This is a genomic window from Flavobacterium beibuense (assembly GCF_004151245.1).
GTDB lineage: Bacteria > Bacteroidota > Bacteroidia > Flavobacteriales > Flavobacteriaceae > Flavobacterium > Flavobacterium beibuense_A.
The window spans coordinates 422,457-436,210 of record NZ_JUIW01000001.1; the positions used below are offsets into that span (position 1 = coordinate 422,457).

General features: G+C 36.5%; 13 protein-coding genes. All 13 read left to right on the top strand.

The features are described from left to right. Positions 1-19 precede the first annotated feature (19 nt). Positions 20-2,560 (top strand): alkaline phosphatase PhoX, encoded by a 2,541-nt coding sequence (locus NU09_RS02070; RefSeq protein ID WP_129749584.1) that lies wholly within the window; start codon positions 20-22, stop codon positions 2,558-2,560. A 67-nt stretch (positions 2,561-2,627) separates the two neighbouring features. After that, positions 2,628-3,536, top strand: coding sequence for a leucine-rich repeat domain-containing protein (locus NU09_RS02075; RefSeq protein ID WP_165357639.1), 909 nt, complete (start codon positions 2,628-2,630; stop codon positions 3,534-3,536). A 120-nt stretch (positions 3,537-3,656) separates the two neighbouring features. Continuing rightward, a complete protein-coding gene (locus tag NU09_RS02080) occupies positions 3,657-4,190 on the top strand; it encodes a hypothetical protein (RefSeq protein ID WP_129749586.1) in 534 nt (177 codons plus the stop codon). A 74-nt stretch (positions 4,191-4,264) separates the two neighbouring features. Next, a complete protein-coding gene (locus NU09_RS02085) occupies positions 4,265-5,164 on the top strand; it encodes a hypothetical protein (RefSeq protein WP_129749587.1) in 900 nt (299 codons plus the stop codon). A gap of 9 nt (positions 5,165-5,173) precedes the next feature. Continuing rightward, positions 5,174-6,229, top strand: a complete 1,056-nt coding sequence (locus NU09_RS02090; RefSeq protein ID WP_129749588.1) for a formylglycine-generating enzyme family protein — start codon at positions 5,174-5,176, stop codon at positions 6,227-6,229. Between the two features lie 154 nt (positions 6,230-6,383). Next, the gene (locus tag NU09_RS02095; protein WP_129749589.1) at positions 6,384-6,941 is read left to right on the top strand and encodes a YeeE/YedE family protein; all 558 of its coding nucleotides are present in this window, start codon (positions 6,384-6,386) and stop codon (positions 6,939-6,941) included. Between the two features lie 10 nt (positions 6,942-6,951). Next, complete coding sequence (locus NU09_RS02100; RefSeq protein ID WP_129749590.1) at positions 6,952-7,365, top strand: DUF6691 family protein; 414 nt, start codon at positions 6,952-6,954, stop codon at positions 7,363-7,365. A gap of 31 nt (positions 7,366-7,396) precedes the next feature. Further along, on the top strand, positions 7,397-8,026 hold the full coding sequence (locus NU09_RS02105; RefSeq protein WP_129749591.1) for a Crp/Fnr family transcriptional regulator: 630 nt from the start codon (positions 7,397-7,399) through the stop codon (positions 8,024-8,026). Between the two features lie 81 nt (positions 8,027-8,107). Then, a complete protein-coding gene (locus NU09_RS02110) occupies positions 8,108-8,905 on the top strand; it encodes a sulfite exporter TauE/SafE family protein (protein ID WP_129749592.1) in 798 nt (265 codons plus the stop codon). An 89-nt stretch (positions 8,906-8,994) separates the two neighbouring features. Further along, positions 8,995-10,386 carry an MBL fold metallo-hydrolase gene (locus NU09_RS02115; RefSeq protein ID WP_129749593.1) on the top strand — a complete coding sequence of 464 codons (1,392 nt, stop codon included), beginning with the start codon at positions 8,995-8,997 and terminating at the stop codon, positions 10,384-10,386. Positions 10,387-10,391: 5 nt separating this feature from the next. Continuing rightward, on the top strand, positions 10,392-10,700 hold the full coding sequence (locus NU09_RS02120; RefSeq protein ID WP_129749594.1) for a rhodanese-like domain-containing protein: 309 nt from the start codon (positions 10,392-10,394) through the stop codon (positions 10,698-10,700). A 204-nt stretch (positions 10,701-10,904) separates the two neighbouring features. Further along, a complete protein-coding gene (locus tag NU09_RS02125; protein ID WP_129749595.1) occupies positions 10,905-12,479 on the top strand; it encodes a helix-turn-helix domain-containing protein in 1,575 nt (524 codons plus the stop codon). A gap of 2 nt (positions 12,480-12,481) precedes the next feature. Next, on the top strand, positions 12,482-13,636 hold the full coding sequence (locus tag NU09_RS02130; protein WP_129749596.1) for a tetratricopeptide repeat protein: 1,155 nt from the start codon (positions 12,482-12,484) through the stop codon (positions 13,634-13,636). Positions 13,637-13,754: the final 118 nt, after the last annotated feature.

A 13,754-nucleotide genomic window follows, 5' to 3' on the forward strand; every position in this document is an offset into this window, starting at 1 on the left:
CCAAAACTATAATTAAAGCATGAAAAAAAGTTTACTTTCTTTAAGTTTACTGTTCTCTCTTTGGAGCTTTGCAGTAATCAACTTTAATACAGGGAACTTCTCTGTAACGACCCCGGCTAAAGCTGATGAAGCCAAGCAAGCCACAGCTGAAAAAAACACAACTGCTGATAAGAAAGTAGCTGTAAAAAATACAGTTGCTACAATGATGCCTCCTTTAACTCCGGCTACTTATCCTCTTTCTAAAGACTCTGAGTGGTCTTATTTTGATTTAGGTACAGGTCTTGATGCTACAGACTGGAGACTTTCATCTTATGATGTTTCTGCATGGTCTACAGGAGAGGCTCCTCTAGGTTATGGTGACCCAACTAAAACAGTTATCTCTTACGGTCCTGATGCAGGAAACAAATACATTACAAGTTACTTTGTTAGAGATATGAATGTTACTCTTTCTGAAGTTGCTGATATGGTTGAATTCGGTATCAGAAGAGATGATGGTGTTATTGTTTATATTAACGGAGAAGAAGTTATCAGAGACAATATGCCAACAGGTGCAATTAACTATTTAACGAATTCAGCAAGTATCATTGATGGTGCTGATGAGAAAAGATTCCAGGTATTCCATCTTCCAAAATCAATTTTCCAGGAAGGTGTAAACAGAATCGCTGTTGAGATGCACAATCGTGACGGACAGAGTTCTGACCTTGGATTTGATATGTATATTAAAGATGCTCCGGAAGATTTCGTATGCGAAGAAGGACACATCGGGTGTTTTACTTCTATCATGCCTACTTCTCAAATGCCTTACCTTATAATCCCGGAAGAGCATAAATTCCAGTTACTGTTCAAACAGGGAGATGCTTATATGGATGGTTCTGGTACTGTACCGGGTAATCATGACTTTACAGGTTATGTGCCTATGGAAGGAAGCTCCGAGCTTGGATATCTTGCTGTAAACCACGAGAATAATCCTGGTGGTGTATCTATCTTAGATATGCACTTAGATGAGGAAACTAACCTTTGGGTGCTTGATAATACTCAACCGGTAGAATTCCAAAACAACGACCTTGTAACTACTATAAGAAACTGTTCAGGTGGTGTTACTCCATGGGGTACAATAATTACTGCAGAAGAAAATACTTCAGGTGGTGATGCAAACAGTGACGATTACCAAGATGTGGGTTGGTTAGTGGAAATAGATCCGGTAACTGCTCAGGTAATGGAATATGGTAATGGTAAGCAGGAAAAATTATGGGCTATGGGTAGAATGAACCATGAAAACGTAGTGGTTTCTGCAGATGGTACTACAGCTTACTATGGTGAAGACGGTGGTACACACTGTGTTTACAAATTTGTTGCCGATAATGCTAACGATTTATCTTCAGGTACTGTTTATGTACTTCATTTAGATACTGCACTTTCAAGCAATGAGCCAACTTCAAGTACTGCTACTTGGATTGAGGTTCCTAATGCTACTGCTGCAGACAGAAATACTATGACAGCTAATGCAGCTGCATTAGGTGGTACAGCTTTTAACGGTGTTGAAGACTGTGAAATTAGCCCAATAGACGGTAAAGTATACTTTACTGCTAAAGGTTTAGACCGTGTTTACCGTTTTACTGATAACGGTACTACAGTTTCTGATTTTGAAACTTTTGTAGGAGGTATGGATTATGAACTTGACGTTAACGGTACAAGTTATACTGAGCCTTGGGGTGACGGTAACGATAACCTTACTTTTGATGATAAAGGTAACCTTTGGGTACTTCAGGATGGTGGATTAAACTACATTTGGGTAATACGCCCTAACCACTCTCAGGGAGCTCCTCAGGTTTTACTACACTCGTCTATGCCTGCAGGTTCTGAGCCAACAGGTTTAACATTCACTCCAGACTTTAAATATGGTTTCTTCTCTGTACAGCACCCTGATGGCAGTAACAATGCTCAGGTAGATGCATCATTTGAAGATGTTAATCTAAATGCTTCTGCTACTGTTGTTATCGCTAACAGATCTCAGCTTGGAGTTCAGGCTCCTGTTGCAGATTTCGTTGCTGACGATGTTGAGGTAGGACAAGGACAGGTAGTAACATTTACTGACTTAAGTACAAACAACCCAACTTCATGGTTATGGACATTTGAAGGTGGTGAGCCTGCTACTTCTACTGATGCTAACCCAACAGTTACTTATGCAGAAGAAGGAACATACAACGTAACACTTGTATCTACTAACGTAGCAGGTGATAGTGAAGCTAACCTTAAAAACGATTATATTGTAGTTGATTCTGCTTTAGGTTTAGAAGATACTCTTAAAGGTATGGTAAGCATTTATCCTAACCCAACAAGAGGTCAGGTAACTGTAGAGCTTAACGGTGAAGCAGGACAGGATGTAGCTATAGAAATATATGACCTTGTAGGTAGAAAAGTTGCTGTAGAACAAACCCAGTCAGTTGGAGGTTCACAAAAAATTGACCTTAACTTAACTCAGTTCAACGAGCAGGTGTTTATCATCAATATTAAAGTTGGTGAGAAATCAGGTTCATACAAAATGATTAAAGTAAACTAATACTTTATTCAAAATAATATACAAGGACCGGTAGTAGTACCGGTCCTTTTTTCAATTTAAATGTATGATGAAAAAACGAATTTTAGCTTTAACGGTTTTTATTTTAGGGAGTGTTTATGCAAAGGCTCAGTATGCCGATCCTATTAATATACCTGTGTACTACAGTGTGCAGGAAGCAATGGCAGATAAAAATGCAAAGCAGCTTAATTTAAGGGATCAGAAACTTTTTTATGTACCAGCTGACTTAAGCAAACTGGAGCATCTGGAATTTTTAAACCTTATGCGTAATAACCTGGAGTATTGGGATGAGGAAATTTTTACACTTAAAAACCTTGAAATCCTTAACTTTAAGCTTAACTCTATAAAATACCTTCCTCAAGAAATAGGCAAGCTAAGCAACCTTATTAGGATAGACCTCTCGGATAATGATATTTCCTACCTTCCACAGGAAATAAAAGAACTTACAAAGCTAAGATACCTGCATCTCTCTGTAAATTCACTCGTTTCTGTACCGGAGGGTATCGGTAATTGTAAAAATCTTGAAATATTAGAGATGGACAATAATCAGTTAAGTTATCTTCCTCAAAACATAGCCAAGCTAAAAAAACTAAAAAATCTTCAGTTGAGCTATAATCAGTTTAATGAGTTTGATGGTAGTTGGTTTAATTTTCCTAATCTTGAGATCCTTAATATGGAATACAACAGCCTTAAATATTTACCTCAGGAAATAGGGAAGTTAACATCGCTTAAAACATTAATGCTTAATAATAATAAGCTTATAAAATTACCGGATAGCATTCAAAACTTAACACAACTTGAGCTTTTAACCCTTGCCAATAATAACCTTACCGAATTACCAAAAGATATTGATAAGCTTACAGGTTTAAAAACACTGATACTTGCAGGTAATAATATAAATACTGCTGAGAAAGAGAGGATTAAAAAAGCTTTACCTGGGTGTAAGGTGTATTTTTAAAAATTTATGAATAAATATATTATTGTAAAGACAGTGTTATGCTGTCTTTTTTGTTTTAACAAAAAATTAAGGGTTTAATGGTTAACTTTAAAAGAGATTAACTTTATTAAATATTCCGGAATGAAAAAGCTATTACCACTATACTTTTTTATGGCTTTCTTTTTCTCTGTAAAAGGTTTTGCGCAAGAGGAGAAAAGTTCGGGGCACCATCAAACATTCGGTATTTCCATTAGCCACGTTAATATTTTTAATGGTGTGGATAATTCAGAAAATAAGCTGATATCATTACCTGCATGGGGTATTGATTATAATTATTGGTTCAATGAAAAATGGGGATTAGGGCTTCATACGGATATTACGGTTGATAAATTTACGGTCGATGAAAATTTAGGTGATGATGCTTCATTAGAGAGAAGCTTTCCAATTGCTCCAGCCATAATGGGAATGAGAAAGTTTGGTAATCATACAATAATGTTTGGTATAGGTGGTGAGTTTGAAAAAGAGGAAAATCTTTTTCTTAACAGGCTGGGCTACGAATATGGAATTGAGGTATCTGAAAAATGGGAGGTAGGTGCAGCCCTTAATTATGATTTCCGGTGGAATGCTTATGACAGTTATACTGTAAGTATAGGTGTTAGCAGGGTGCTTAACTAGTAAAAAACTTGATTTATGTTGCTTATAGTCAGATGTTTTTCTAACTTTAATACATCAACCAATATTTTCACGCCATGAAGAAATTATTGTTCGCACCTTTATTTTATTTTTTGAGTCTGTCAGTTACAGCACAAACAGAATTACAACTGGATACCATTGTTGTTCAGACAGAAGATGAAATTCCTCAGATTTTACCGGATGATCTTCCTTTTTGGTATGCCAGGAGATTTAAATTTAATGCGGGTGCCTTTTTTCCCGTAAACAATACTCAGGTAAGGGTAGGGAACAATAATGGTAATTTTGGGACTACAATAGACCTGGAAGATGATTTAGGGTTCAGCAAAAGTACTACTTCTTTTATAGCCGATTTTCAATGGCGTATCTCAAGAAGATCAAGATTAGTATTAGAATATTTCTATCTTAGGAGGGAGTCAACTAAAACATTAGACAGAGAAATAGAATTCGGGGATCATGTTTATCCTGTAAATGCATCGGTATCTGCTTTTTTTGATAATAACATTGCGAGGCTGGCATATAGCTATGCTATTTTAAGCAAACCAAAATATGAGGCCGGATTACTTATAGGTGCTCACGTGATTTTTGGTGATATGGGATTGCAGTTAGATACAAATATAGGCTCGGTGGGAGTAGAGGATAATTTTGACTTTACTGCACCTTTACCTGATATTGGTGCTTGGGGCGAATTTGTACTGGGGCCTAAATTCGGACTTTATACAAACATCAATTATTTATCCCTTACTATAGATAATATTAGGGGAAGGATAATAAGCTATAACTTGTCTGTATTATATAATATCTATAAAAACTTTAGTATTACGGCAGGATATACAGGTTTAAATATAAGGGTAGATGTAGAGAAAGAAAGGCTTAACGGCTTTTTTAAATGGGGATATAACGGACCTTCTTTAACTGCGACTTATACTTTTGGCAATAAAATCAAATTTTCTAAATAATCACTACCAATGAAACTAAACTACCTTATACTGGCAATTGCATTTGTTTTTTGCTCCTGCCAGGACAAAAAAAATACTGATACCCTTGCAGATAATACTGATGCCGTTCCTGCCAATAAACCTAAAGGGATGGTTTGGATTAAAGGCGGGGAATTTATGCTGGGGAACAGCAGTGCAGATGCAGCCAATACCGAGGGGCCTGCCGTACTAACCAAAATGGATGGTTATTGGATAGATGAAACCGAAGTTACAAACGACCAGTTTGAAGCCTTTGTAAAAGCAACGGGGTATAAAACTGTTGCAGAAAGGGAAATTGACTGGGAAGAGATGAAAAAACAATTACCTCCCGGGACACCTAAACCGCACGACTCTATACTTGTTCCCGGTTCACTGGTATTTGCACCACCTTCAGGACCTGTGCCTTTAAATGATTATTCACTATGGTGGGCCTGGATGCCAGGTGCTAACTGGAGACATCCGCAGGGGCCTGATAGCGATATTAAAGGAAAAGGTAATTACCCGGTAGTGCAGGTGGCTTATGAAGATGCTCAGGCCTATGCAAAATGGGCAGGTAAAAGATTACCTACAGAGGCAGAATGGGAATATGCAGCACAGGGAGGAAAGGACAATCAAAACTTTGCATGGGGTAACGAACTGACCCCAGCGGGTGTTTATCAGGCGAATTTCTTTCAGGGAGATTTTCCTTATCATAATACCGATGCCGATGGTTTTGACAGGCTGGCTCCTGTAAAGAATTTTCAACCAAACGGATATGGTTTGTATGATATGATAGGTAACGTATGGGAACTTACGGACGACCGTTACAGACCGGATACTTATAAGATGTATAAAACATCAGGGATGAGAGAGTGCCATAGTCCTAAAGGCCCGGAGGTAAGTTATGATCCTAATGATCCTTACAGCCCTAAGAGAGTGATAAAAGGAGGTTCTTTTTTATGTAGTGAACAGTATTGCTCAAGCTACAGGCCTGATGCCCGAATGGCAAACTCAGAGGACAGCGGACAGGAGCATGTAGGTTTTCGTTGTGTAAAGGATAAGAATTAATAATAGATATTTAGTATATAAAAAAGCAGCCTCATGGCTGCTTTTTTTGTTACATAACAAAAAAAGCAGCCTCATGGCTGCTTTTTTTGTTATGTAACAAAAGCTACTGACCAGTCTTTGTATATACTGTTACTTTGCCGAAAAATAAAATAACATGAACTGGATTTTTCAACCTTGGACATGGTATGTGGCCGGACCTTTAATTACGCTTACAATGGCGTTGCTTTTATTTCTAGGAAAGAACTTTGGTATGTCGTCTAACCTTCGTACTATTTGTACCATGTGTGGAGCCGGAAGTACCTGCGATTTTTTTTGCTTTGACTGGCGTTCTCAAAAATGGAACCTTCTAATTATGATTGGAGCTATAGTAGGCGGATTTATAGCTTTCAATTTTTTATCTGGAAATCCGGTACCTGATATTAATCCTGATACAATAGCCGATTTAAAAGGAATGGGGTTTGAAAGCGCCGGAAAAGCCTATGTACCTACAGAATTTTTTGGGAACGAAGCTTTTTCTTCGGTAAAAACAATCATAATTCTTTTGATAGGTGGATTTTTGGTAGGATTTGGTGCCCGCTATGCCGGGGGCTGTACTTCGGGGCATGCCATTTCAGGACTAAGCAACCTTCAGTTACCTTCACTTATAGCTGTAGTAGGATTTTTTGTGGGAGGACTAATTATGGTACACCTTGTGTTTCCTTTAATTTTTTAATAGCAAGACAATGAGAAATATAATTTTTTTAATAGTTGGTACTTTCTTCGGGATAGTAATGTTTAAATCGGAGGCAGCTTCGTGGTTTCGCATTTATGAAATGTTTCAGTTCAGGTCTTTTCATATGTATGGAATAATAGGATCGGCACTGGGGTTAGGAGTGCTTTTGGTTCAGCTTATAAAGAGAAAAAGGATGAAAGATCTGTCGGGTAATCCGATAATGATTGTACCTAAAGACAAGAGTTTTTCCAGGTATATGTTTGGAGGTATCCTTTTCGGATTAGGCTGGGCTTTGGCAGGTGCATGCCCGGGACCTATGTTTGTACTGGCAGGTGCAGGATTTTATCCTATACTTATTGTAATTGCAGGAGCAGTGGGCGGTACCTGGGTTTACGGACTTATAAAAGACAAGCTGCCACATTAATTTGTATATTTAAACAATCAACCAAAACACAATGGAAGAACTGATTAAACAGGCCTACGGCAATATTTTTGAAGAAGCCCTTATAAAGGAAATAGCAGAAGTTTCTACTCTTGTTGAATTTGAAGAAGGCGACAGGCTTATTGAAATTGGTGAGTATATAAGAAGAATGCCTTTGCTGTTAACCGGAGCAATAAAAATACTAAGGGAAGACAGGGATGAGGGCGACTTATTGCTTTATTTTCTTGAAAGGGGAGATACCTGTGCCATGACACTTGCATGCTGTATGGGTGATACCAAAAGCGAGATAAGAGCAATAGCCGAAAATAAGGGTAGTCTTGCCATGATTCCTGTAAATAAAATGGAGGAATGGCTGGGTAAGTACAAAAGTTGGCGCAACTTTGTTTTTACCAGTTATAATAAGCGCTTAAGCGAAATGCTTAGCGCAGTAGATAACCTTGCCTTTATGAAAATGGATGAACGCCTGCTTAATTATCTTAAAGAGAAAGCAAAGGTTAATAATTCAAATATTATTAATAATACCCATCAGGAAATAGCTTACGAGCTTAATACCTCGAGAGTAGTGGTGTCCAGATTATTAAAAGCCTTTGAAAACGAAGGTAAAATAAAACTGAACCGAAATAATATTGTTCTTTTAAAATAAAAAAAGCCCAGTGTAACTTTTGTTACTGCCCAGCTTTTTACCACATACTAATTTAGCCTGAAATTATTAAAGCATACACTTATGGATGTAACAATGGTTTCAGGCTATTTTCTTGCCCTTTTGGTAGGTGTTTCCCTTGGCCTTATAGGTAGTGGTGGATCTATACTTACCGTACCCATTTTAGTATATTTATTAACGGTTAACCCTGTGCTCGCAACTGCTTATTCCCTTTTTGTGGTAGGTAGTACAGCTTTGGTAGGAGGGTTGCGTAATGCCTTTAACAAGAATGTGGACTTTAGCATAGTATGGATATTTGGTATACCATCTTTAATAGCTGCCTATTTGGTTAGGGCATTTGTTATACCTGCAATACCCGATGTGGTATTCTCCGCAGGAACAGTTTTGGTTACAAAATCTTTATTATTAATGGTGTTGTTTGCAGTAGTAATGCTAACAGCATCCGTACGAATGATAAGATTCGGAAACTCCGGTACTATCACAGCAAATATTGATGTCTCCTATTTCAGGTTGGTCGTTTTGGGGGTGCTTATAGGGGTTTTAGCAGGAGCTGTAGGTGCCGGGGGCGGATTCTTAATAATACCTGCATTGGTTTTTTTGGCACATATGCCTATGAAAAAGGCCGTAGGAACTTCACTTTTTATTATTGCCATCCAGTCATTGGCCGGTTTTATGGGAGATGTGGGGCAAAGTAATATAGACTGGCCTTTTTTACTGATCTTTACTTTAATGTCGGTAATCGGAATCTTTATTGGTATAGCGTTGTCAAATAAAATTCCGGGCGAAAAACTTAAAATAGGCTTTGGGTGGTTTGTATTAGTAATGGGTATCTATATTTTGATAAAAGAAATTTTTATGTAATTGAAAATAAGTTGTTTGTGTAACTTTTGTTACTGAACAAGCAAACGGAATAATCTAATTTTGGAGTATAAACAATAAATATTTAAGTTATGTATTTTCAACATGTATACGATAAAACTTTAGCTCAGGCAAGTTACTTTATAGGTTGTCAGGCTAAAGGAGAAGCAATTGTAATAGACGCTAAAAGAGATATAGATACTTATCTGGAAATAGCAAAACAAAACAATATGACAATCACTCATATTGCAGAGACCCATATTCATGCCGATTTCCTTACAGGATCGAGAGAGCTGGCAAAGGTAACAGGGGCTAAAATGTACCTTTCTGATGAAGGAGGTCCAGACTGGCAATATGAATTTGATCATGTAGGTCTTAAAAACGGTGATATTATTAAAGTAGGTAACCTGACATTAGAGGTTATACATACACCTGGACATACACCTGAGAGCATAAGCTTCCTGCTTACCGACCATCCTGCTACCGATGAACCTGTAATGCTGTTTACAGGAGACTTTGTGTTTGTAGGTGATATAGGCAGGCCTGATCTTCTTGAAAAAGCGGCAGGCCTAAAAGGTACTCAGGATATAGGCGCAAAACAGATGTATAAATCAATAGACAAGTTTGCCTCGCTTCCTGCCCATATACAGGTGTGGCCCGGGCATGGAGCAGGTTCTGCATGTGGTAAAGCTTTAGGCGCAGTGCCAAGTTCTACAGTGGGGTACGAAAAAATAAGAAACTGGGCTTTTCAATATGAAAATAATGAAAAGGGCTTTACAGACTATCTGCTTGCCGATCAGCCGGAACCTCCTAAGTATTTTGCAATGATGAAAAAGCTTAATAAGGTAGACAGGCCATTACTGGTAGAAGTGCCTAAGCATGCCAAACTTTCTAAAGCAGAATTTCTTGACGCTTACGAAAAAGGGATGACCATTATTGACACCCGTAACAAAGCCGATTTTGCAAACGGTTTTATACCCGATACTATAAACATACAGGGTAACAACTCTTTTGCTACCTGGTGTGGCTGGATGCTTGATTATGAGGAACAGTTTATTCTTATAGCTGACGAAAGCCAGATGGAAGACCTTACCAGAAAACTTATGAGAATAGGCCTGGATAATATCTACGGATATATTGACAATGTGGAGGAAATGGGGTTTGAATTACAAAAATCGGATGTGATTTCAATTGACGAATTCAAAAACCATATTGGTAAAACAAACGTACAGATAATTGATGTAAGGGGAGAAGCAGAATATAACGCTGACCACATTGAGGGAGCCATAAACCTGTTTACCGGTACATTAAAGGATAACCTTAACAGGATAGATACAAAAAAAGAGGTGGTTATACACTGCCAGAGCGGAGATCGTGCAGCTATAGCGGCTTCACTACTTCGTAAAAAGGGAATTAAAGTAAAAAATTATTCTGCCGGTATGGCCGAATGGAAAAAATACAATAACCTAACAGTAAGTAATTAATTAATATGAAAAATGTAAGACAGGACGAATGGGAAACGCTTATAGAGGAGGATCCTAATGCGGTTATACTTGATGTAAGGACTGAAGATGAATGTGCCGAAGGTACACTGCCTAATGCTGTTTGTATTAATTTTTTTGAGAGAGAGCATTTTTTTGATAAAATTAAAAAGCTTGACCGTGATAAAAATTATTATGTGTACTGCAGGAGCGGAAATCGTAGCGGTATGGCTTGTCAGTTAATGGAGAGCTACGGATTTGAAAATACAGTTAATCTTAATGGAGGATTGCTGTTATGGAAAGGTGATTTAAAATAACTTGTTGATGGAGTTATAATTTTTGATTAAAGTGATTAAATTGTGATTGATTTGTAAAGGCGGCTTTTATGGCCGCCTTTTATGTTTATATTGTTATATTCTAAATAATCAGGGTTTGCTTAACTATTAAAAGTATATTTGCACTATAATAATTTCTTACAGAAATTTTGTTAGATTTATACAAAGCTATCAGGAAGCAAGCTAATGATTTTAAGTAATAATAGGCTGTTTGGGCAGTATGTGTTATTTGTACTACTGTTTTTAGTTTCACCATTATTTTCTCAGGAAAATGATGAGGATATGCGTATGATAAATAAAGCACATGAAATGGCTTTTTTTAGTCCGAATGAGGCCTTAAAGCTAACAGATCATATGCTCAAGAAAGCCAGCACAGCGGATGATCATGTTACAGTATACCTGATAGAAGCCGATATTAATATAGCTAAGGGTGATTATGATAAAACCGCTGAAAGTCTTTTTAAGGCAAACAGACTTATTAATAAGGTTAATGACTCCTTAAAGGCAGAAATTGTTTTCCATAAGGCTTTTTTGGCAAGAACCCTTAAACTATACAATCAGTTTGACAACTATGTTAGTGTTGTAAAAATACTGAAGGAGAAGGAGGATAATGCTTCACTTAAATCTTATCTGGACATAAAACTTACTTTTGAAGAAGCTAATATGTTCATTGATCAGGAAAACTATACTCAGGCTATTACTGTAATTAATACTTTAGATAAGTATAGAAAGGAAATAGAAGAGGGTCAGCTTTCGGATGTTTATTATCTTATAAAAGCCAAAGCTTATAAGGGCTTGGAAAAGTATGAAGAGAGTTATAAGTATTACAATTTAGCTTCAGCCTCATATGTAAAAGATCATAAAAATACTAACCTGCTTACTGAAACAGCTTTGGTTCTTGGTACTGCCGATCTTGATTATTTTAAAAAAGACTATACTGCTGCTCTTGATAAGCTTACGCAGCACTTAAAAAGACTGGGTGACTCAGAAAATAATTACCTGCTTGAAAAACTTAACAACAGGGTTGCCATAAACTATCTTGGCCTTAATGACAAGGAAAATCATTTAAAGTATAATGATGCTTTTCTATCATATAACAAAAAGGTTTACGATCTGGAAACATCTGCGGTAAATTCTGCCTATAATTATATTAATGAAGAGCAGGCTCTAAATTTAGAAACAAAAGAGAACAGTCTTAAGGCTATTGTTTTTTCTGCTTTGGGAGCTCTTTTCTTAATAGCATTGTTTGGTAATCTGTTATACTTCTCAAACAAGGCTAAAAAGAAAAGACTAAAAGAAATTATAGGCTACCTTGAGATAACCAATAAACTTCTGGTAGACTCGGTTGATAAAGTGAAAAGCATATCGCCTAAAAAACTGTCTATACCTACCGAGACGGAGCAGAATATTTTAGTGGGTCTTAAAAAGTTTGAATCTACGGTTAAGTATACCAGTAAAGATATGTCACTGGCAACACTGGCTGCACAGCTTGATACGAATACTAAATATCTTTCGGAAATTATTAATAAGCATTACAACGATAATTTTAATGCTTACATAAATAAATTAAGGGTAAACTATATAATTGAGAAACTTAAAAATGAACCTGAGTACCTTAATTATAAAATAAGTTATCTGGCAGAGGAAAGCGGATTTTCTTCACACAGTAGTTTTGCAACCGTGTTTAAATCTATAACCGGTATAGCACCTACGGTATTTATAGATATGTTGGGAAAGGAAATTCATAACAAAAAAGCATAACCATGGATAGTTTTAAAAAAATATCGTTGTTAGTTGTGCTTTTGTTCTTGAGTGCTTATAACTGCTTTGCCCAAACCGAGCATAAAATAGACAGTATTATAAAAGCTATAAGGCTCAATATTTATAAAGATCCTGAAGAAGCAACCAGAATAGGGGATTCTATCTATTCTTCTCCTCAAAGCTCTAATTATGATAAGGCAAGGGGATTGTTACTTTTATCAAGTGCATACTCATCTAAAAGGGATTATCAAAAAGCTTTGAAGTACTGTTTAAAAAGTGACAGCATAGCAAAAAAAGAGAACAATCAGGATATCAATGCCAATATAGCAAACAGTATTGCTATTGTTTACCAACAGCTAAAGGTTTATGACAAGGCTTTGGAATATATTGACAAGTGCGAGAGTATACTGGGTAAATATAAAATTAAAGACTCTGTTTATTTAAGGGCTACCAACTTTGCTGTTAGGGGGCTTATTTACAAAGAGGGCTTTAGCTGCGAACTGGCAATTCCTTTCTTGGATAAATCTATTAGCTATTATAAAAGGCTTAATACCAAAAATGAACAGCCTAATCTTAGTATAATGTATTATAACAAAGGTTATTGTTATTATACATTGACGAAATACAAAGAAGCCAAAGAAAGTTTTGAGGAAGCAATTTTATATGCCGAAATTATAAATGCCAAAAGCCTGAAGGCATTTGCTTTAAAAGGGCTTGCAGAAGTTTATACCCATGAGCAGAATTATAATGAGGCTATAAAGGTTTTGGAAGAAGCACTTTTATTGTCTAAAGATGTGGGCGACCTAATCTTAAACAGGGGAGTTTATATGGCACTGGCCGATAATTATCTTTCGGTGAATAACTGGGAGAAGTATCAGGAATATCGAAAATTGTTTTTGCACAATCAGGATATAATCAAAGAATCGGAGAGGAGATCAATAAGTGATTCCATTGATGGACTTATGGTTGAATATGATACAAAAACCTCTCAGCTTACAAACCGTTACTACATATATCTTTCTGTAATAATAATCCTTATTTTAATAGCGCTTTTTGTGATTTACCAATATCATAATAAGGCTAAGAAATCTTTAAATAAGCTTAGATTAGAGCTACAGAAGGTTAAAAAAAGCAGAAAGCTGACAAATTTGTCTTAAATTTATTTTTGCTTTTAATTAACTGATAGTCAAGTGTTTTTATCTCTTTTTTTACTTTAAAAATTACTGAATTCTTAAAGCATACTATTATAGATGTGTTTTCTTTTTGTTAATATTT

What these genes read in the sequence shown, in the direction of transcription:
- NU09_RS02070 (WP_129749584.1), top strand. Translation starts at nt 20, where the DNA reads ATGAAAAAAAGTTTACTTTCTTTAAGTTTACTGTTCTCTCTTTGGAGC.
- NU09_RS02075 (WP_165357639.1), top strand. Translation starts at nt 2,628, where the DNA reads ATGAAAAAACGAATTTTAGCTTTAACGGTTTTTATTTTAGGGAGTGTT.
- NU09_RS02080 (WP_129749586.1), top strand. Translation starts at nt 3,657, where the DNA reads ATGAAAAAGCTATTACCACTATACTTTTTTATGGCTTTCTTTTTCTCT.
- NU09_RS02085 (WP_129749587.1), top strand. Translation starts at nt 4,265, where the DNA reads ATGAAGAAATTATTGTTCGCACCTTTATTTTATTTTTTGAGTCTGTCA.
- NU09_RS02090 (WP_129749588.1), top strand. Translation starts at nt 5,174, where the DNA reads ATGAAACTAAACTACCTTATACTGGCAATTGCATTTGTTTTTTGCTCC.
- NU09_RS02095 (WP_129749589.1), top strand. Translation starts at nt 6,384, where the DNA reads ATGAACTGGATTTTTCAACCTTGGACATGGTATGTGGCCGGACCTTTA.
- NU09_RS02100 (WP_129749590.1), top strand. Translation starts at nt 6,952, where the DNA reads ATGAGAAATATAATTTTTTTAATAGTTGGTACTTTCTTCGGGATAGTA.
- NU09_RS02105 (WP_129749591.1), top strand. Translation starts at nt 7,397, where the DNA reads ATGGAAGAACTGATTAAACAGGCCTACGGCAATATTTTTGAAGAAGCC.
- NU09_RS02110 (WP_129749592.1), top strand. Translation starts at nt 8,108, where the DNA reads ATGGATGTAACAATGGTTTCAGGCTATTTTCTTGCCCTTTTGGTAGGT.
- NU09_RS02115 (WP_129749593.1), top strand. Translation starts at nt 8,995, where the DNA reads ATGTATTTTCAACATGTATACGATAAAACTTTAGCTCAGGCAAGTTAC.
- NU09_RS02120 (WP_129749594.1), top strand. Translation starts at nt 10,392, where the DNA reads ATGAAAAATGTAAGACAGGACGAATGGGAAACGCTTATAGAGGAGGAT.
- NU09_RS02125 (WP_129749595.1), top strand. Translation starts at nt 10,905, where the DNA reads ATGATTTTAAGTAATAATAGGCTGTTTGGGCAGTATGTGTTATTTGTA.
- NU09_RS02130 (WP_129749596.1), top strand. Translation starts at nt 12,482, where the DNA reads ATGGATAGTTTTAAAAAAATATCGTTGTTAGTTGTGCTTTTGTTCTTG.